Source organism: Dyadobacter jiangsuensis, from assembly GCF_003014695.1.
Lineage (GTDB): Bacteria > Bacteroidota > Bacteroidia > Cytophagales > Spirosomataceae > Dyadobacter > Dyadobacter jiangsuensis.
The window spans coordinates 718759-738641 of sequence record NZ_PYAS01000001.1 but is presented as its reverse complement, the minus strand read 5'-3'; the positions used below and the strand labels follow the sequence as shown (position 1 = coordinate 738641).

The following is a 19883-nucleotide window of genomic DNA, read 5'->3' as shown; positions in this document are numbered from 1 at the left end:
AGCAGGATTGTATTCAGACAAATGTTTCAGATATTCGCCGGTGACTTATTTCACCGGCCATCTGACGCAGCTGGCACGGATCAATTCACGCTTGTCCCTTTTTCATTCCTATGTCCGCAAATCCCTGGCTGGCCGCTATCAAACGCATTCTGGCATTATCGCAAACCGGCCTGGCCTTTCAACCCGGCGAATACGACCGTGAACGTTACGATGAAATCCGCCAGATCAGCATGGAGCTACTGGCCAATATGAGTGACGCTCCGGTAGCACAAATCATCAGCCTCCTGCCCCGCGAAATCGGCTACGTGACACCGAAAGTCGATATCCGCGCCGTGATTTTCCGGGGAACCGACGAAATCCTGATGGTACAGGAAAAAATAGACAACGACCGCTGGACGTTGCCCGGCGGCTGGGCGGATGTGGGCTACACGCCTTTTGAAGTGGCCGTGAAAGAAGTTTCCGAGGAAACCGGGCTGCACGTGGATCCCGTGCGGTTGCTGGCGGTTTTTGATAAAAGCAAACACGACCACCCGGAAGAACCCTGGTACGTCTACAAATTTTTCATCCTGTGCCATATTACCGGCGGTGAAATACTCGAACAAACCACCGAAACTTCCGGCGTGAGCTGGGTGAAGTTCGATGAACTGCCTAACCTCGACCTGTCGGTCAACCGGGTTACTTATGCACAGATTGTCCAACTACTCCCCTTTGCCGCCGATCCCGGCCTACCTGTTTTATGTGACTGAGCGGTGATGAAACATTTCCTGAAAAGTTTGAAGCAAATTTGAAAACAGGCGCTTATTAAATTAATATAAAAACCTCAAAAACAGACAATTATAACCAAATCCATCCAATGTAAAATTTAAAAACATTTGGTACGGATCCGAAAATAGTTTGCCCGGAGAGCCGGTAGCTTCGTCAGAAATTAATTCAACAATCATGACAAGCAAAAAGGTAATCTTCTGGGCATTCACAGTCGCGCTGGGCGGTTTTTTATTCGGTTTTGATACGGCGGTCATTTCGGGCGCGGAGAAATCGATCCAGCAATTGTGGGGCCTCACCACGGTGCAGCACGGGTTCACAGTTTCCATCGCATTGATCGGCACCGTCCTCGGGTCGCTCACAGGCGCCATCCCCTCCGAGCGTTACGGGCGCAAGTACACGCTCTTCGCCATTGCTGTCCTTTACCTGCTGTCATCAATCGGCTCGGCCCTCGCCTCCGACTGGATTTCCTTCCTCATCTTCCGCTTCCTCGGCGGCATCGGCGTAGGCATTTCGTCGGTTACCGCTCCATTATATATATCCGAAATATCTCCCGCCAATTCCCGCGGCCGGCTGGTGGCCATGTTCCAGTTCAATGTAGTACTGGGCATCCTCATCGCTTACTTGTCCAACTTCCTGCTTGTGGGCGTAGGCGACAACGACTGGCGCTGGATGCTGGGCGTGCAGGCATTCCCGTCGCTGGTTTTCCTGGTAGCGATTCTGTTTGTACCCGAAAGCCCCCGCTGGCTGATCGTGAAGCGCGGCAGAGTGGATGAAGCCCGGCAGATATTATCAGTCGCGAATGGCGGAATGGACGTAAGCGGCATTGTTTCCGACATTCAGAACTCTGCGAATGCGGGCGCCCAGCCTAACAGCAGCGTTTCCATTTTTTCCTCCCAGTACAAGTTACCCCTGGTGCTGGCGCTGCTTTTTGCCTTTTTCAACCAGGTTTCAGGCATTAATGCGATCATTTATTACGCACCGCGCATTTTTGAAATGGCCGGTTTGGGTAAAAGTTCGGCCTTACTGTCCTCGGCCGGTGTGGGGCTGGTGAACTTCTGCTTCACCTTCATCGCCATTAACCTCATCGACCGTTTCGGTCGCCGTACGCTGATGTTCATAGGGTCGTTCGGGCTGATCGCCACGCTGGGATTGGTAGCGCAGGCATTTTACAGCGGCAACCTGGGCGGCTACGCCGTGCCGGTGTACCTGTTCATTTACATTGCCTTTTTCGCCTTGTCGCAGGGCGCGGTAATCTGGGTATTTATTTCAGAAATTTTCCCCAACCAGGTACGCGCCGCGGGGCAGTCGATGGGCAGCTTTATGCACTGGCTGCTCGCGGCAGTGATCGCATTCACATTCCCCTACATCGCCGAAACGCTCGGCGGCGGCAACACCTTCATGATCTTCTGCGGTATGATGGTGCTCCAACTGCTGTTCGTCTGGAAGCTCATGCCCGAAACCAAGGGCACTTCCCTCGAACAAATCGAAAAGACATTGATCCTTCACTAAAATCTCCACTTTAAACGATTACATATGACACCGAAACTGACTGTTTTTGGAGAAGTGCTCTGGGACGTGCTGCCCGACGCACGCCTGGCGGGCGGGGCTACCATGAACGTCGCCGCACACCTGCAGCGCTATGGCATGGATGTGGCCTTCATCAGCCGCGTAGGGCACGACGAGCTGGGCGCGGAGCTGCTCGCATTCATGGCTGAGCAAGGCCTCGATACCCAATGGGTGCAAACCGGCGAAACGCATTTGACCGGCATTGCCAAAGCCAATGTGTCGGACAGCAACGAGGTTACCTACAAGATCCTCCACCCGGTGGCCTGGGACTATATTCAGTTCGACGCCGCTGCCACTCAGCAGGTTGCGGAAAGCGACTTCTTCGTGTATGGCACGCTCGCCGCCCGTGACCGCACCTCGCGCGATACCCTCCTGCGCTACCTTGCGCATGCCCAGACCCGCGTATTCGATGTGAACCTGCGCCCGCCGCATTACTCGCGCGAGCAGGTGCTGGAACTCCTCGGCTTTGCCAGCATTGTCAAAATGAACGAGCATGAGCTCCGCGAGGTGACCGGCTGGCTCACGCCATTCGAGGACGAAAAGCAGGCCATGACCTACCTCACCGACCGCTTCAAACTGAATATGTTCGTGCTTACCTGCGGGGCGGATGGGGCAATGGTACTGACCGGCGCAGGCGAATACTACCGGCATCCCGGCTTTACCGTGGAAGTGGCCGACACCATCGGCAGCGGCGATGCATTCCTCGGCGCATTCCTTTATCAAACCGCCACCGGGCATCCGCTGGCCGAATCCCTCGAATTTGCCTGCGCCGCCGGTGCATTCGTAGCCGGGAAAGCCGGTGCATTGCCCATATTCTCGGAAACAGACATTCAAGATTTCATTCACGCACAACCGCAGCCAATACTACCTGTAATCCACTGATTTTCAATTCACGCTCTTTAATCGAAAACATTATGAGAAAAATTCTACTGCTGGTGGCCCTCGTGGTCGCCTGCGTGATGCAACTGCCCGCCCACGCGCAAAACAGGGCGCAAATCAAGGGCGTCGTCAAGAGTATCGACGGCGAGCCGCTTCCCGGTGTGAACGTCCTCGAAAAAGGGACATCCAATGGTGCCGTTACCGACGTTTCAGGAACTTATGCAATCTCTCCGGCGGCAGGTGCCACGTTGGTATTCTCCTACATTGGCATGCAGACGAAGGAAGTGGTGGCGGGCAACCAGACGACCATCAACGTTACCCTCGATTATGACCAGAAAAGCCTCAATGAAGTGGTGGTCGTGGGTTATACTTCTTCCAAAAAAGAAGACCTTACCGGAGCCATTGCCGTCGTGGACATGGCTCCTTTGAAGAATATCAGCTCCGGTAACCCGATGCAGGCCTTACAGGGACGCGTGCCCGGTTTGTATATTGAAAAAACCGGCTCGCCGAATGGTACCAACTCCCGTATCCTGATCCGCGGTGCCAACACCCTCGGCAATACCGACCCGCTGTACATCATCGACGGCGTTCCTACCAAGCGCCCGGAGGTGTTCCAGGGGCTGAACCCGAACTCGATCGAGTCGATCCAGGTACTGAAAGATGCCTCGGCGTCGTCTATTTACGGGTCGCGGGCTTCCAACGGGGTGATCATCATTACCACCAAAAACGGCGCCAACAGCAACGGCAAGATCAATATCGATTTCAATACGAGCATTTCGACGCAATCTGAAAAATATGCGCGGTTTAAAATGCTGAACGCGGTCGACCGCGGCCGGGCATTGTGGCAGGCTTCGGTGAACGACAAGGTCAATCCAGAGGACGGTTACGGCGCATTGTACCAGTTCGACTGGAATAAGGACTTCACCAATCCCATTTTAAATGGTGTAAAAGTACAACCGCTCGTGGGTGGTAATGCAAACATGCCCGCCGGTGATACCGACTGGCAGAAAGTAATGTACAAAACCGGCATCGTAACCAACAACGAGCTCACGATCTCGGGTGGTAACAGTACTTCTTCACTGCAAATCAACCTCGGTTACTACAAAAACACGGGTATGCTCCGCTACACCGATTATGACAAGTTCAGCGGGCGCATCAACGGGCTTACCAGCGCATTCGATGGCAAACTAAAAATCGGCGCGAACATGCAGCTTGCCTCTTCGAACGAAACACTCGCTTCGACCGATATTGGCGGTGCTGCCACACCCGGCCTGGCCGTTACCCTTGCACCTACCATTCCGGTGTATGCCAAAGACGGCTCCTGGGGAGGTGCCATCGGCTCGGGTTACTCCGACCGCAACAACCCACTGCACATGCAGGAAATCAACAAATGGGACAATGCGCACCGGCTTACGCTGTTCGGGAATGTATTTGTGGAAATTCAGCCACTTAAAAACTTCTTCCTGAAAACCAGCATCGGTGCCGACAATGCAGCCTACCGCTTCAAAAACATCGAACAATCCTTTGAAGAAGGCTCGTTCGGGCGGGCGAATAACAGCCTGACGATCGACAAAAATCGTTACCTGAGCATTACCTGGTCCAACACGGCCCGCTATAACCTCGACCTGGGCAACAACCATTTCAAGTTCCTGGCGGGTATCGAGGCCATTAAAAATGACTCCGATTTTGAAATAGCCCGGAAAGAAGGCTTTGCCGTGCAGACCAAGGAGTATTTCGTGCTCAATGCGGGCACCGGCAATACCAATGTCACCGGCTCCGGCTCTGGCAGCAGGCTGCTTTCCCAGTTCGCTCGCATCGACTACGGATTCTCGGACCGTTACCTGGCTGCGATCACCATCCGTCGTGACGGCTCGTCGCGCTTCGGCTCCGCGAATGCGTACGGTATTTTCCCGGCGGCATCGGTGGGCTGGCGCATCGATAAGGAGCAGTTTTTCAAGGGTGTAACTAAAATAAGCAATCTGAAACTGCGGGCCGGGGTCGGCAGGGTTGGTAACCAGGAGATCGGTGACCTCGCCCGCTTTGGATTGTACGATACGCGGTACGGCGCGCGGCAATCGCAGTTCCCGAATGGCCATAACAGCTTTTTCGACCAGTTCTACAACGTGGGTACGGCGTACGACCTCAATGGTGCCAACACCGGCAACCTCCCTTCCGGCTTCGTGTCGATCCAGGGCGCCAATCCTAATTTGAAGTGGGAAACCACCGATGAGGCCAACTTCGGGCTCGATTTCGGACTGTTCGACGGCATGATCCAGGGCTCGTTCGACTACTTTACCCGCAAAACCAGCGATATCCTGATCACCCCGCCGGTAGCTTCCGCCGTGGGCGAAGGGCAGCTGCGCGTACTGAATGGCGCAGCCAAGTCTAACAGAGGTTTTGAGTTCTCGGCAGGCTACTATGCCCGTCCGAAAGGCGATTTCACCTACAATGTCATGGCCGGTGTGAGCCGTTTCCGCGACAAGATCACCGCGCTCCCCGAAGAAGTGCGTGCGGCGTATCCCGGTAATGCGATCCAGACCATTCTCGGCCATTCCCAATTCGATTTGTTCGGTTATAAAACCAATGGCCTCTTCCAGAACCAGGCCGAAGTGGACGCCGCTCCCACACAAGTGGGCGCAGGCCCGGGCCGCATCCGCTACGTGGACACCAACGGCGACAACCGCATCGACGACCTCGACCGCGTGTTTTTCGGGACTACTTTACCCGCATTTGAATACAACCTGAAAGTGGAGGCATTCTACAAATCTTTCGACTTCTCGATCTTCGGCTCGGGTATTGCGGGACGGAAGGGTTTCGATATTTACACCTTCTATAACAACTTCATCCGCGGCCGCGAGAATGTGGGCCCCGGCGTGTTCGATGCCTGGTCGCCGACCAATACAGGTTCCAAAATCCCTGCATTGTCGCTGTCCGATGCCAACAACGAGACGCGTTCTTCGGATTATTTCAATGTAAATACTTCCTATTTCAAACTGCGCAACATTCAGCTGGGCTATGCGCTGAGTTCGGAGCTGATCCAGAAGATCAAACTGCAACGGGTACGGATGTACCTGATGGCCGAAAACCTGTTCCTGATCAAATCCAAGCAGTTCAGCGGACCCGATCCCGAGCGGACGGACATCAACGCCATCCCGATTCCACGGACTTTCACATTTGGTTTGAACATTTCTTTCTAATCCCTGAAAAAGCGCATTGTTATGAAAAGCAAATACATATTCGGTCTGATCGCCAGCGGCACGCTGCTGATCACCACTTCCTGTAACGATTTTCTCGACTACCAGCCGCAGGGGCTGCTGTCGTCGGAGAATATCAAGTCGGCCTCCGCGGCGGAATCGCTCGTGACGGCAGCCTATGCCGGCATCGGCAACGACGAAATGATCGGCCCCATGACGAGCATGTGGGTGTACGGCAGCGTACGCTCGGACGACGCCTACAAGGGCGGCGGCGGTGTGTCCGATGTGGCGGAAATCGATTTTTACGAACATTACAACCTCACCCGCCCCGACTTCGGCTGGATGCACCCCTACACCTGGGAGAACTTCTACAAAGCCATTTCCCGCGCCAATGCCGCGCTTACGAGCCTCAATGCGCTCACCGACGCGGAGTTCCCGCTCCGTGCCACCCGCATTGCCGAAATGCGTTTCCTCCGCGGCCACTCGCATTTTATGCTCAAAATGCTGTTCAAGAACGTGCCTTACATCGACGAAAAACTGTCGAGCGACGACATTCTGAAAGAATCGAACGTACGGTACAACAATGACGAGCTATGGAACAAAATCGGCGAAGATTTCCAGTTTGCCGTCGACAACCTGCCGCAGAAACAGGCGCAGATAGGCCGGGCCAGCAAGCTGTCGGCCTCCGCTTACCTGGCTAAACTGCGTCTTTTCCAGGCCTACGAGCAGGATGCGAACCACAAGGTGACGGGCATCAACAAAAACCGCTTGCAGGAAGTCGTGACCCTCACGCAACAGGTAATCGCCTCCGGCCAGTACAGCCTGCAACCCGATTTCGCCGAGAACTTCATCGCCGAAACGGAGAATGGCCCCGAGTCTATTTTCGCGATCCAGTATTCGATCAACGACGGTACCGCCGCAGGCCGCCTCAGCTACGTAACCGGCCTCAATTACCCGCACGGTGCGCCGCAATATGGCTGCTGCGGCTTCCACCAGCCGAGCCAGAACCTCGCCAATGCCTACCGCACCGACGCGAACGGCCTGCCTCTTTTTGAAACATTCAATGACAAAAACGTGGATTTCTCCACCGAAACCGTAGATCCGCGTGTGGACCATACCATCGGCATCGACGGCCATCCTTACAAGTACGACGCCACCAAGCCATTCAGCAACAGCTGGGTGCGCGACCCGGGCGTGTACGGCTTCTTCCACACGATGAAAGAGCAGCAGCTTGCTACCAGCCCCTCGTATCACAAGGAAGGGCCGTTTATCGGCAGCTCCAAGAATATCGACATCATCCGTTACGACGACGTGCTGCTCATGCAAGCCGAGGCGTACATCGAGCTCGGACAGCAAGCGCTCGCATTGCCGCTCATTAACCAGATCCGCAAACGTGCCGCCGCAAGCACCGGACGTTTGAAGAAAACCGACGGCAGCTTCGCATCGAAGTATAATGCCAAGGAGTATTCCGCTTCCGGCTGGACGCAGGATTATGCGAGAAAGGCGCTCCGCTGGGAAAGAAGGCTCGAATTCGCGACCGAAAGCCCGCGTTTCTTCGACCTCGTGCGCTGGGGCATCGCAGAGCAGACTTTGAATGCGTATATTGAAAAGGAAAAAGTACGCCGGCCGTTCCTGGCTACCGCGAAATTCACTGCCGGAAGGGATGAGTACCTGCCTATTCCTCAGCGGGAGATCAGCTTTACAAAGGGGCTTTATGTTCAGAATCCGGGGTATTAGTTATAATAATGGATTTATAATAATGCTGTGTGTGTCACGCTGAGCGAAGTCGAAGCGCGGTACAGTACCGCGCTTCGACTTCGCTCAGCGTGACACATTATCATAACAGATAAAAAACTATACATGAAAAAACACATCTCAATACTAGCGGCGCTCTTTTTCGCGCAATTCGCAAACGCCCAGGACGCCCCTGAAAAGTACCGCCCCCAGTTCCATTTCTCCCCGAAGGCGCATTGGATGAACGACCCGAACGGTATGCTGTTTCACAACGGCACCTACCATTTGTTCTACCAGTACTATCCCGAGGCGAAAATCTGGGGCCCGATGCACTGGGGCCACGCCACGAGCAAGGATATGGTGCATTGGAAGGAGCAGCCCATCGCCCTCTATCCCGACAGCCTTGGCTATATTTTCTCCGGAAGCGCCGTGGCCGACGTGAACAATACCTCCGGCTTCGGCAAGGATGGCAAAACACCGCTGGTAGCGATTTTCACGCACCACAACCCCGTTTTGGAAAAGCAGAAAACCGGCCGGCACGAGTACCAGAGCATTGCTTACAGCCTCGACGACGGCGCCACATGGACCAAATACAGCGGTAACCCCGTACTACCCAACCCCGGCATTACCGATTTCCGCGACCCAAAAGTGCGCTGGTATGAACCGCAGAAAAAGTGGATCATGACACTCGCCACCAAAGACCGCATTACCTTCTACTCCTCTCCCGACCTGAAAAGCTGGTCGAAGGAAAGCGAGTTCGGGGCCGACGCGGGCGAACACGGGGGGGTATGGGAATGCCCGGACCTGCTCCCGCTCACGCACGAGGGCAAACAGGTGTGGGTACTGATCGTCAACATTAACCCCGGCGGCCCCAACAAGGGCTCGGCAGGGCAGTACTTCCTCGGGGATTTCGACGGCAAGACATTCACAGCGTATTCCAAAGAAACCAAATGGCTCGACTGGGGTGCCGACAATTATGCCGCCGTCACCTTCTCCAACACGGGTAATCGTTCGCTGCTGATGGGGTGGATGAGCAACTGGCAATATGCCAACCAGGTGCCTACCGACCCGTGGCGCAGCGCCAACACCATTTCCCGCGAACTGGGCCTCCAAGCCGTGGGCAAAGAGCTGTACCTGACTTCCATACCGGCCAAAGAACTGGAAAGCATCCAAGGTGAGGGTTATTCCAAAAAGAACCTGACTGTGAAAGCGCCAGTCGACCTGGCACCCAAGGGCGGCAATGCGTCGGGCCTGTTCCGGCTGGACCTCAAAACGACTTCGACCAGCGATTTCGAGCTCGTACTGTCCAACAAGACCGGCAATGAGCTCCTGATCGGCTACGACAAGGCCAGTAACCAGTACTATATCGACCGCTCGAAATCGGGCAAGATCGATTTTGAAGCAGGTTTCGGGCAGAAACATACGGCTCCGAGGTTATCCAAAGACGGCAAGATTGCCTTGACGCTCGTTGCCGACGTGGCATCCGTGGAGCTTTTCGCAGACGGTGGATTGACCGTGATGACCGATATTTTCTTTGCCGACACACCGCTTTCGGAGTTGACCATCCAATCCGTGAAGGGCATTCAGCTGGAGCAGGTGCAGTACAACGCATTGAAGCCTTCGATCGAATAGCCCCAGGCAGTAAATAGCGCTGCCGTGGTATTACCCCCGGCAGCGCTATTTTGTATTATATTTGAAATACAATTTATCCTATGAGACTCGCGCTGATCGCTTTCCTGTTGCTGACGTTGTTTGCAGGCTGTGCCGAAAAACAGGGAGACGAATATGTCATCGGGTTCTCCCAATGTACCGGCGACGACGAATGGCGGCGTGCCATGCTCGACGGTATGCAGCGCGAGCTCGCATTTCACAACAATGCCAAGCTGCTTTTCAAGGATGCGCATGCGAACAGCGCGGTGCAGGTGAAGCAGATCGAGGAATTGCTCAAAAGCGGCATTCAACTGCTGATCGTGTCGCCCAACGAGTCGGACCCGCTGACGCCGGTAATTGAAAAAGCCTACAAGCAGGGCATTCCCGTGGTGGTGGTCGACAGGCGAACCTCTTCACCCTACTATACGGCTTACGTGGGCGGGGACAACTACCAGGTAGGCAAGACCGTGGGCGAATATGCCAATACGTTGCTGGGCGGCAAAGGCAAGATGATCGAGATCACCGGCCTGCCCCGCTCCTCGCCCGCCTCCGACCGCCACCGCGGCCTCGTGGACGCGCTCGCGAGCCGGCCCGGCATGCAGCGTGTGGCGACATTGAATGGGCAATGGGAGAAGGATATTGCTAAAAAAGAACTGCGCAAAGCCCTCCCGCACTTTCCCGATCTCGACCTCATTTTCGCCCAGAACGAAGTAATGGCCATGGGCGCGCGGGAGGTTTGTAACGAAATCTTCCCCGAACGCAAGATCCGGGTGATCGGCGTCGACGGCTTGCCGGGGCAATTCGGGGATATTCAAATGGTGTTCGACGGCCACATTACGGCCACGGCCCTGTACCCTACCGGCGGCGAGGAAGCGGCCCGGGTAGCGATGAATATCCTTCAAAAACAGCCTTACCAGAAAGAAAACCTGCTGCAAACCGCCATTATCGACTCGTCGAACGTACGGATGATCAAAATGCAAACCGACAAAATGATCTCCCAGCAGAACGATATCGAACGCCAGCAGGCGCGCATCGACGAACAGCTGGAAATTTACCACACCCAGCGCGGCTTGCTCTACGTTATGACCGGCCTCTTCATCGTTTCGATCATCCTCGGGTCGGTCGCATTGTATTCGCTGATCGAAAACAAGAAGATCAACAAAGAGCTGAATTCCAAAAACACCGAAATCCTGATCCAGCGCAACCGCATTCAGGACATCGCCGAAAAAGCACAGGAAGCGACGGAATCCAAATTCCGGTTTTTCACGAATATTTCCCACGAATTCAGGACGCCATTGACGCTCATTCTCGCGCCGGTGGAAGAGCTTTTGAGGCAAAAAAACGAGAGTCCGGCGGTTAAAAAGAACCTTTCGCTGGTACAAAAAAATGCAAAACGGCTGCTGTGGCTGGTGAACCAGCTCATGGATTTCCGCAAGATCGAAAGCGGCAAAATTCGCTTGCAGGTTACCCAAAACGATATCGTCGCATTCATCAGCGAGTTAATGCTGCCCTTTGAACAGGTTGCCAAAAAACGAAGGATTGATTTTCGGCTGATCACCACAATCAACCGGTTGAACGTCTGGTTTGACCGCGATATGATGGATAAAGTGTTATTCAACCTGCTTTCGAATGCATTCAAGTTCACCGCCGACTGGGGGCATATTTACATTCATATCAGTCAGGCGGCCGACGAAGTGAGTTTCAAAGTGCAGGATAACGGCTCGGGGCTCAGCGAAGCCGATATGGCGGGCGCATTTGAAATGTTTTACCAGGGCAAAAACTCCATCAAAGGCACCGGGCTCGGCTTACCGCTATCACGCGAGTTTGTAGAGCTGCACCAGGGTACCATCTCCGCCGACGGCAAAAAAGGCGAAGGGGCAACTTTCACCGTGACCTTACCGCTTGGAAACGCCCATTTCCAACCGGAAGATATTGCCGATCCAGCTGCCCACACCATGGAAAAATCGGTGGTCTGGACGGACACCGGCGCCGGAACGCCCACCCAAACCGACCTTACGGAGCGTAAAGACCTCCCGACTGTGGTTGTGATCGAGGATAATGAAGACTTGCTCGGTTTCATGACGGGACTTCTGCAAAACCAATACGAGATCATTACTGCCACCGACGGTAAAGCCGGGCTGGATCAATGTTTCGACACCGTCCCCGATCTGGTGATCTGCGACGTAATGCTGCCCGGCATGGACGGTTTGCAGATTACCTCCACCCTCAAAGCCGATATGCGCACCTCACACATTCCCGTGATCCTGCTCACCGCTAAAAATACCGCTGAACAGCAGGTCGAGGGCATGCAGGTGCGCGCAGACATGTACGTAACCAAGCCTTTCAGTCCCCAATTCTTACAAGAAAGCATGCGCAGCCTATTGACCAACAGACAGTTGCTCCTGTCCACACAAGTCGGCCGGAATATCGGCGATACCGACACCGGTCTATCCCGCCTTGACAAGAAGTTTGTGAACGAGCTCCGCGCGCTCATCGTCTCGCGCCTCGACGACCCTACTCTCACCGTGGAATCCATCGGCAAGGAAATGGGCTTGTCGCGCGTGCAATTATTCCGCAAAACCAAAGCCCTGCTTGGCGGCGGCACCAACGACCTCATCCTGAACCTCCGCCTCGAAAAAGCCTGCGCATTGCTCCGAAATCCCGATCTGACCGTCGCAGAAATCGCCGATCAGACCGGGTTTACCTCGCAGAGCTATTTCTCGACGGTTTTCAAAACCCGGTTTGGCGTGTCACCGAAAGACTGGCGGCTGGTTAAAAGCTGAACCGTGCGTGGTGGTATCGCAGATAAATACTATTTTGCCGCCCATTTAAACACATCTGTTATTAAAACCACTATGAAACGTTTCCTCTTTTCTCTCGCAGCCACATTATTTCTGTTTGCAGGAGCATCCAATGCCTTTGCACAAGGCCTTTCGGTTGAAAGCCTGCTCGACAAGGCAGTATCATTGACACAAAAAGGGGACAAAGCCGGCACTGCCGATGCGCTTACCCAAGGCGTTTCTGCTTTGGAAAAAGAGGCCAAATCCTCCGACGGCAGCCTGAAAGACAAGCTGCTGGGCAAGGCTGGCGACCTGAAAAGCATGATCCCGCTGGCTTCGTCGGGCAAGCTCTCGGGCGGCGCACTGGGCAAGGTGGTTAACGCCGTAAAAATGCTGATCGGCGCCAATCGTATCAGCGGATTGCTCGGAAAAGGCGAATCGGGCCTATTGGGTAATGCGGCAGGGCTCACCAGCAGCCTCGGGCTGATCAAGGCGGGAAGCTCTATTTTGGGCGGCTCCAACGAGACGAAACTGAACGGATTGCTGGGCGAAGCTACCAAAACCGTATCCGGGCTTGACAAGAAAGGTCCTGCGGCGAAGTTGGCTGCGGCGGCATCGTCGAAGCAACTGGGCAGCATCGTAAGCCTAGTTAGTTCAGCATTGTAAGTTCAACGCCGGAGCAGTCCGCCAATGTTGAATAACGTTTATAGCTACCCGTCAATCCCTGGCGGGTAGCTTAGTTTTTAGCCACACTCGCGCTCCGGTAAACCTTGGGCGACATCTTGTTGATCTTCTTGAAGCAGCGGTTGAAATAGGAAATATTGGTATAACCGCATTCCAGCGCAATTTGCGTCACGGGCAAATCCGATTGCTGCAACAGCTTGCAGGCAAATCCGATACGCACCTCATTGAGAAAGTCGGAGAAGGTGCGGTTGGTAAGCGTTTTGAAAAACCGGCAAAAAGAATGCAGCTGCAAACCGGCTACCGATGCCGCCTGCTGGAGAGTAATATCCTCCTTGAAATTCTGCTGGATGAAATGCATCAATTTAGGCACGCGACCGGACGTCTGGCTCGCGTAGCTGGTAATGGGATCCGGGACATTGAGCCACACCAGTTCCCCGGGGTCGAGCAGCTGATCGAGGATTTGCAGGAACGACGCCAGCATTCCCACATGGCGATGCTGCTGCGCATGCATTTGCTTCAGAATATGGATGATCAGGCCCCTTTTCTCTCCACAAATACGGATCCCCCGCTCCGATTCCCTGAAAAACTGCCGCAACTCCTGGGTATCGGTCAATGCGCTCAAATGCTCGCAAATAATTTCCGGATTAATATAAAGTGCCAGTGAAATGGCCTCGGAAGCCGGCTCGTCCGGTTTCGATTCGCTGTACCAGACGTGAGGCACGTTCGGGCCTACGAACGTGAGATCGCCTTCCTCGAACCGCTCGATCGAATGGCCGATGATGCGGGTACCCGAGCCGGAAAGCACATACACCAGCTGGCATTCCTTATGGAAATGAAAGTCGGTCGAAAAATATGGCCTGGCGATCTTCTTAACGACAAAGGGTTTCTGCGAGGGCGCAAATTCCGGTAGCAGGGTGTAGGTCGCTTTCATGGGGTCAGGGAGTTTCAAAAAGTTACGCAAACATAGTACTACAAGTTATCAATCCGCCATTAACTTACAGGACTTATCACTCATAATTTTGTACAAATTCAGCAACAAACCAAGTATGCAAAAAATTGACATCCAAATTTCCTGAGCCCTTTTTAACATTACATTAAAATATAACACTGATAAGCGCCTATTTTAAACACTATTACCAGCACTTACGATTTCACTCACCCCGACAATCCAGCCAAAATAATACTGGTATCATATTGACATCCCGATAACATGTACATTACCTCCATTGAAATAAGAGACCAGCGCTTCGACCTCCCCGACGGGGTCGGCTCAGACGCTACACACACCACCCCGAAATATGCCTACGCCGTTTGCTGCCTGCGCACCGACTCCCCCGTTACGGGTATTGGCCTGGCATTCACGCTCGGCGCAGGCACCGACCTCGTATGCAAAGCCATTGAATATATTTCGGTTGCATTAAAAGGCAGGGAAATCGAGGAACTGATGGCCGACTTCGGTAATGAGTACCGGCGCATGGCCGATTCCCCCTCCCTTCGCTGGCTGGGGCCGCACAAAGGCGTGATACACCTTGCATTGGCGGCCGTCGTGAATGCCTGTTACGATCTTTGGGCCAAATCGCGGCAGGTACCTTTGTGGCAGCTCCTGCTCGACCTCACGCCTGCACAGCTTGTGAATACGCTCGACCTCAGCTATTTCGAAGAAGTACTGACCCGCGACCAGGCCATTGCATTGCTCGAAAAGCATTTACCGACTCGAGAAGAGCGTACCGGCGTTCTTTCAACGGGTTACAAGGGGTATGATACCTCCGTGGGCTGGTTCAACTATCCCGATGAAAAGATCGTACTGAACACCCGCAAGGCGATGGATAACGGTTTCAATGCCATGAAACTCAAAGTGGGCTCCGACGATCCCGGGCGCGATATTCGCCGCGCGGCGCTGATCCGCCAGACAGCCGGCGACGCAGCCACCATCATGCTTGATGCCAACCAGAAATGGAACCTGCCGCAGGCATTGTATGTCTGCGAAAAACTGGGCGATATCAACCCATTCTGGATCGAAGAACCCACGCACCCCGACGACGTGATCGGCCACCAGGCCATTGCGCGTGCCATAGCGCCCTTCAAAGTGGCTACGGGCGAGCACATCCCTAACAAAGTAATATTCAAAAACTTTTTGCAAGCCAAAGCAATGGATTTCTGCCAGGTAGATGCGGTACGTGTCGGCGGCGTGTCGGAATTCCTCACGATCAGCCTGTTATCGCGCCAAATGGGCGTTCCCGTAGTGCCGCATGTAGGCGATATGGGGCAGATTCACCAGCACCTGGTGCTGTTCAATCACATCGGCATGGGTCACGAGCATCTGTTTTTGGAGCATATTCCGCATTTGCGGCCGTATTTTGTACATCCGGCAGAGATTACCGGTGGCTATTACCAGGTGCCCCAGGTACCGGGCAGCAGCAGCGATTTGAAAGACTGACGCAAACGGGAACAGCATTATGAATCTGACGAACAAAACGATATTCATCACCGGCGGCGCATCGGGCATCGGACGCGAATGCGTAACCGCCTACCTCCGCGCAGGCGCCCGCGTGAGCGTGCTCGACCGCGATGAAAATGCATTGAATGAGCTGCAAATGCAATTTGGCAATGAAGCACTGCTCACATGGCAAGGCGACGTAAGACAGAAGGAGGATATTCAGAACGCGATCGAACAAACAGTAGCGGCATTCGGCAGCCTGCACGTGATCCACAACAATGCAGGCATTGCCAGCCCCTCGAAACCGGTGCACGAAACCTCCGAAGACGAGTGGGACAGCCTTTTCGAAATCAACCTGAAAAGTGTTTACTACACCACGAAATACGGCCTGGAACACCTCAAACAAACCCGCGGCAACATCCTCAATACGAGCAGCATCGTGGGGACGATCGGCCAGGAGAACCATGCGGCCTATGTGGCTACCAAAGGCGGAATGAGCGCTTTGACGAAGGCTATGGCGCTGGATTATGCCCCGTTCGGCATCCGCGTGAATGCGGTATGCCCCGCGGGCGTGTGGACGCCCATGCTGCGTACATGGGCAGGCGAGCAGCCTAATACAAACGAAATTGAACAATACCTGGACGATATCCATCCGCTCGGCGATTGTCCCGAAGGCGACGTGATCGCCGACGTGGCCGTGTTCCTCGTTTCGGATGCGGCGCGGTTTGTAACAGGGTGCATTATGCCGGTGAGCGGCGGAGCGGAATTAGGTTACAGAAGATAATATGGCAACAAAAAGAACCTGCATGGCCCTGGACCTGATCGACAACGCCGAGCTGATCGCGTCGTACGAGCACCATCATGCACCCGGAAACATCTGGCCGGAAATCCCGGCCGGGATCCGCGACGCGGGCATTACCGATATGCAGATTTACCGCATCGGGCGGCATTTGTTCATGATCGTGGAGCACGACGAGGCGACCGATCTCAAAACCGCGTTCGACAAAATGACTACCCTGCCCCGACAAAGCGAATGGGCCGCATGGATGGACAGCTTCCAGCAAAAACTCCCCGAAGCCGTCCGCGGCGAGCACTGGGCCGTGATGAAACCTGTGTTTTTACTCAACGACCATCTGCAATGAAAAACAGCAAAACGGTAGTGGTACCGCTTCTGGTCGTGATGAGCCTGATGTTTATCTGGAACCTCAGCCGGAATATCAACGACGTACTGATCCCGCATTTGAAGCGGGCCTGCCAGCTTACCGACTTCCAATCGTCGCTCGTGCAATCGGCGTTTTTTGGCGGGTATTTCCTGCTGGCATTGCCCGTGGGGCAGTTTATCGGCCGGTTCGGCTACAAGGCGGGCATGGTTACCGGGCTACTCACAGCCGCGGCGGGCGCGTTCCTGTTCTTTCCCGCCGCCGACACCCGCTACTACCCGCTGTTCCTGGGCGCATTGTTCATCATGGCCGCCGGATTTACCTTCCTGGAAGTGACCGCCACACCTTACATTTCCGTCCTTGGCGATCCTGAGCGCGCTTCGAGCCGGCTGAGCCTTGCCTCGGCAGTGGGCTCGGTGGGTGCTACGCTCGGGCCTTTCATCGGCAGCCGCTTCTTGCTCCACGCCACGGAAGTGGCTCCCGAAACCGTCGCCGGGTTCGATGCCGCGCAGCTGAGCACGTACCTGAATGCCGAAGCCCAACTGGTCAAAACGCCCTATCTGAGCCTTGGCGGTTTGTTTCTGGCAATAGGCCTTTTACTATATTTTATTAAACTACCCAAAATAGCAGGCGAAGATGGCCATGCCGGCAGCATCCGCGACGTCCTGAAATTCCGCCATACAGTACTTGGGGCTTTGGGCGTGTTCTGCTACCTCGGCGCGGAAGTGGGCATTGTGAGTTTCCTGATCCGCTACGCAAAGGCATCGGGCATTCCGGGGCTTACCGAGCAACGCGCGGCATTGTTTATCACATTGTACATGGCATTGGTGCTCACCGGGCGACTGGCCGGGGCATATCTGCTCCGCAAGGCCAACCCGCCATTGATCCTGGCATTTTGCTCGGTGGCTGCATTGATATTGGTGGGCGTTTCCATGACGAGTACCGGTTATGTGTCGGTGTATGCATTGGCGCTGGTGGGGTTGTTCACCTCGGTCATGTACCCTATCCTGTTCACACTCAGCATTAAGAATTTGGGGGTTTACACCAAAACCGGCTCTTCGCTGATCATCATGAGCATTGTGGGCGGGGCTGTAATACCGCCCGTCATGGGACTGCTGTCCGATGGTTTTGGGATACAAAAAGCATTCATAATACCCGCATTATGCTACATCTACCTCGTGTATTACGCCCGGGCAGGTCATGTGATAGTACAGCGGGCAAGCACAACGCAGGTTTAAAGCATTGATTTGAATTTTAATATCATGAAAAAAAACATACTGACATTACTCCTGTCGGCGGCACTCACCCTGCCCGGATTCTCGCAAACCGAAATACCCAAAGCACAGCGCCTGAAATGGTGGCAGGATGCAAAAATGGGCCTTTTCATACACTGGGGACCGGTTTCCCGCATTGGGAAGGAAATCAGCTGGTCACGCGAGGGATATGGCAAAGCCCGATACGATTCGCTGTACCGCGATTTCAACCCTACCCGCTTCAATGCCAAAGAATGGGTAGCGCTTGCGCAGGCTTCGGGCATGAAATACATGGTACTCACCGCCAAGCACCACGACGGCTTCTCGCTTTTCGACACCAAAACCAACAATTACAACATCATGCACACGCCCTTCGGCCGCGACGTGTGCAAGGAGCTCGCCCAGGCTGCGCATGAAGCCAATATGCCCATCGGCTGGTATTTTTCCGTAGCCGACTGGAAGGACCCCGATTGCCGTAACCCGCAAACCAACGGCGTTTTCGCCGAGCGCGCGCTCGAACAGGTGCGCGAGCTGCTAACCAATTACGGCAAAATCAGCCTGCTATGGATCGACTATGAAGGCTGGCCGACGCCCGTCGAGCCTAAGAAAGTGTACGACCTCGCACGTAAGCTTCAACCGGAGATCATCATCAACAACCGCCTCGAACCTTTCACTCCGGACGAGTCGCACGCCTACGTGGGCCGGTACGCCGACTATGCAACACCCGAGGGTTTTGTGGCCGGCTACGGTAAAGTACCCTGGGAAACCTGCACCAACATGGGCCATCAATGGGCATGGCGGTTCGGCGACAAGCCCCGCGATTTGAAAGAATCGGTGCATACCCTGCTCCGCTGCGTAGGCGGCAATGGTAACCTGCTCTTCAACATCGGCCCCGACAGTACGGGCGTGTTCCCAGCTGATTTTGCCGCGAGGGCGCGTGAAATGGGCGACTGGATCGCGAAAAACCAAATGGCGATTTACAACACCAAAGGCGGCGTGTTCACCCCGGCGCCCGATTATGTAAGCTCCTATCGCGGCAAGCAGGTATTTGTCCATTTGCTGAATGCCGGAAAAACCACACTCGCATTACCGGCTATTCCAGCCAAAATATTGAGTGCGAAGCTGCTCGACGGCACTCCCGTTCAGTTTAACCAAAACAATAAAAGCATCAGCCTCAGCTACCCTTCCGGCAAAATCGACCCGGTCGCCACCATTGCCGTGCTGACGCTCGACAAAGATGCGTCGACCATCGCGCCGACTGCGCCATTGCCTACGTCCGGCTCCCTCGCTTACGCACACAAGGCCACGGCTTCCAGCGCGGTAGGCCAGTTTTATCACGATGCCTCGGCCGCATTTGACGACAATCCGAAAACAGCATGGAAAATCGGGCGCCGGAAGGATGTAGACTTTTCGAAATATTATGGCAAAAACCTGCATTACCAGTCGCCCGAAATCATGGCGCTGTACGAACCGACCGGCTGGCTGGAAGTGGATCTGGGCAAGCCCGAGACGGTAGGCCGCATCAAGCTCGGCGAGTCGAAATACGGACAATCGGAGATCAAAAAGTTCGAAGTATTGTATTTAAAAGGCAATGAGTGGGTTTCGCTGGCGCAGGACACGAAAATGGGCGATTGGGACAAGGCCGTCGCCCCCGTAAAAGCGCAGAAGTTCCGACTCGCCATCCAGGATTACCACGGCTATTTCGGGGTGAACGAGTTCCAGTTGTTTCCTCCGGCTCCCTGACCGAAACACACGGCCCTAATGCAAAAAAGCACACGCCA

Annotated in this window: 14 protein-coding genes; 13 read left to right on the top strand and 1 reads right to left on the bottom strand. The window is 54.5% G+C overall.

What is annotated here, in order from left to right:
• Positions 1-110 precede the first annotated feature (110 nt).
• The 8 genes from CLV60_RS02735 (at position 111) to CLV60_RS02700 (ending at position 13234) form a co-directional block, all read left to right on the top strand.
• Positions 111-746: an NUDIX hydrolase gene (locus tag CLV60_RS02735; protein WP_106593825.1), complete on the top strand. Its 636-nt coding sequence runs from the start codon at positions 111-113 to the stop codon at positions 744-746.
• Between the two features lie 193 nt (positions 747-939).
• Positions 940-2274 carry a sugar porter family MFS transporter gene (locus CLV60_RS02730; RefSeq protein WP_211302177.1) on the top strand — a complete coding sequence of 445 codons (1335 nt, stop codon included), beginning with the start codon at positions 940-942 and terminating at the stop codon, positions 2272-2274.
• Positions 2275-2298: 24 nt separating this feature from the next.
• On the top strand, positions 2299-3213 hold the full coding sequence (locus CLV60_RS02725) for a carbohydrate kinase family protein (protein ID WP_106593824.1): 915 nt from the start codon (positions 2299-2301) through the stop codon (positions 3211-3213).
• Between the two features lie 32 nt (positions 3214-3245).
• Positions 3246-6407, top strand: coding sequence for a SusC/RagA family TonB-linked outer membrane protein (locus CLV60_RS02720; RefSeq protein WP_106593823.1), 3162 nt, complete (start codon positions 3246-3248; stop codon positions 6405-6407).
• A gap of 21 nt (positions 6408-6428) precedes the next feature.
• A complete protein-coding gene (locus tag CLV60_RS02715; RefSeq protein ID WP_106593822.1) occupies positions 6429-8141 on the top strand; it encodes a RagB/SusD family nutrient uptake outer membrane protein in 1713 nt (570 codons plus the stop codon).
• Positions 8142-8264: 123 nt separating this feature from the next.
• Positions 8265-9770: a glycoside hydrolase family 32 protein gene (locus CLV60_RS02710; protein ID WP_106593821.1), complete on the top strand. Its 1506-nt coding sequence runs from the start codon at positions 8265-8267 to the stop codon at positions 9768-9770.
• An 80-nt stretch (positions 9771-9850) separates the two neighbouring features.
• Positions 9851-12571 (top strand): substrate-binding domain-containing protein, encoded by a 2721-nt coding sequence (locus tag CLV60_RS02705; protein ID WP_106593820.1) that lies wholly within the window; start codon positions 9851-9853, stop codon positions 12569-12571.
• A 72-nt stretch (positions 12572-12643) separates the two neighbouring features.
• Positions 12644-13234 (top strand): hypothetical protein, encoded by a 591-nt coding sequence (locus CLV60_RS02700; RefSeq protein ID WP_106593819.1) that lies wholly within the window; start codon positions 12644-12646, stop codon positions 13232-13234.
• 70 nt (positions 13235-13304) lie between these two features.
• Here CLV60_RS02700 and CLV60_RS02695 read toward each other — a convergent pair whose 3' ends face one another.
• Positions 13305-14183 (bottom strand): helix-turn-helix domain-containing protein, encoded by an 879-nt coding sequence (locus tag CLV60_RS02695; RefSeq protein ID WP_106593818.1) that lies wholly within the window; start codon positions 14181-14183, stop codon positions 13305-13307.
• 279 nt (positions 14184-14462) lie between these two features.
• Here CLV60_RS02695 and CLV60_RS02690 point away from each other — a divergent pair, with 279 nt between their 5' ends.
• From CLV60_RS02690 to CLV60_RS02670, 5 genes are read left to right on the top strand one after another with little or no spacing between them, the layout of a single operon-like run.
• On the top strand, positions 14463-15689 hold the full coding sequence (locus CLV60_RS02690) for an enolase C-terminal domain-like protein (protein WP_106593817.1): 1227 nt from the start codon (positions 14463-14465) through the stop codon (positions 15687-15689).
• Positions 15690-15708: 19 nt separating this feature from the next.
• On the top strand, positions 15709-16473 hold the full coding sequence (locus CLV60_RS02685) for an SDR family NAD(P)-dependent oxidoreductase (protein WP_106593816.1): 765 nt from the start codon (positions 15709-15711) through the stop codon (positions 16471-16473).
• Between the two features lies 1 nt (position 16474).
• The gene (locus CLV60_RS02680) at positions 16475-16831 is read left to right on the top strand and encodes an L-rhamnose mutarotase (protein WP_106593815.1); all 357 of its coding nucleotides are present in this window, start codon (positions 16475-16477) and stop codon (positions 16829-16831) included.
• Complete coding sequence (fucP, locus tag CLV60_RS02675; protein ID WP_106593814.1) at positions 16828-18087, top strand: L-fucose:H+ symporter permease; 1260 nt, start codon at positions 16828-16830, stop codon at positions 18085-18087. Before CLV60_RS02680 ends, fucP begins: the two co-directional genes overlap by 4 nt.
• 24 nt (positions 18088-18111) lie before the next feature.
• Complete coding sequence (locus CLV60_RS02670; protein WP_106593813.1) at positions 18112-19845, top strand: alpha-L-fucosidase; 1734 nt, start codon at positions 18112-18114, stop codon at positions 19843-19845.
• Positions 19846-19883: the final 38 nt, after the last annotated feature.

Coding starts and splice junctions, on each gene's coding strand:
- CLV60_RS02725 (WP_106593824.1), top strand. CDS start 2,299: ATGACACCGAAACTGACTGTTTTTGGAGAAGTGCTCTGGGACGTGCTG.
- fucP (WP_106593814.1), top strand. CDS start 16,828: ATGAAAAACAGCAAAACGGTAGTGGTACCGCTTCTGGTCGTGATGAGC.
- CLV60_RS02730 (WP_211302177.1), top strand. CDS start 940: ATGACAAGCAAAAAGGTAATCTTCTGGGCATTCACAGTCGCGCTGGGC.
- CLV60_RS02710 (WP_106593821.1), top strand. CDS start 8,265: ATGAAAAAACACATCTCAATACTAGCGGCGCTCTTTTTCGCGCAATTC.
- CLV60_RS02670 (WP_106593813.1), top strand. CDS start 18,112: ATGAAAAAAAACATACTGACATTACTCCTGTCGGCGGCACTCACCCTG.
- CLV60_RS02690 (WP_106593817.1), top strand. CDS start 14,463: ATGTACATTACCTCCATTGAAATAAGAGACCAGCGCTTCGACCTCCCC.
- CLV60_RS02735 (WP_106593825.1), top strand. CDS start 111: ATGTCCGCAAATCCCTGGCTGGCCGCTATCAAACGCATTCTGGCATTA.
- CLV60_RS02720 (WP_106593823.1), top strand. CDS start 3,246: ATGAGAAAAATTCTACTGCTGGTGGCCCTCGTGGTCGCCTGCGTGATG.
- CLV60_RS02695 (WP_106593818.1), bottom strand. CDS start 14,183: ATGAAAGCGACCTACACCCTGCTACCGGAATTTGCGCCCTCGCAGAAA.
- CLV60_RS02705 (WP_106593820.1), top strand. CDS start 9,851: ATGAGACTCGCGCTGATCGCTTTCCTGTTGCTGACGTTGTTTGCAGGC.
- CLV60_RS02700 (WP_106593819.1), top strand. CDS start 12,644: ATGAAACGTTTCCTCTTTTCTCTCGCAGCCACATTATTTCTGTTTGCA.
- CLV60_RS02685 (WP_106593816.1), top strand. CDS start 15,709: ATGAATCTGACGAACAAAACGATATTCATCACCGGCGGCGCATCGGGC.
- CLV60_RS02680 (WP_106593815.1), top strand. CDS start 16,475: ATGGCAACAAAAAGAACCTGCATGGCCCTGGACCTGATCGACAACGCC.
- CLV60_RS02715 (WP_106593822.1), top strand. CDS start 6,429: ATGAAAAGCAAATACATATTCGGTCTGATCGCCAGCGGCACGCTGCTG.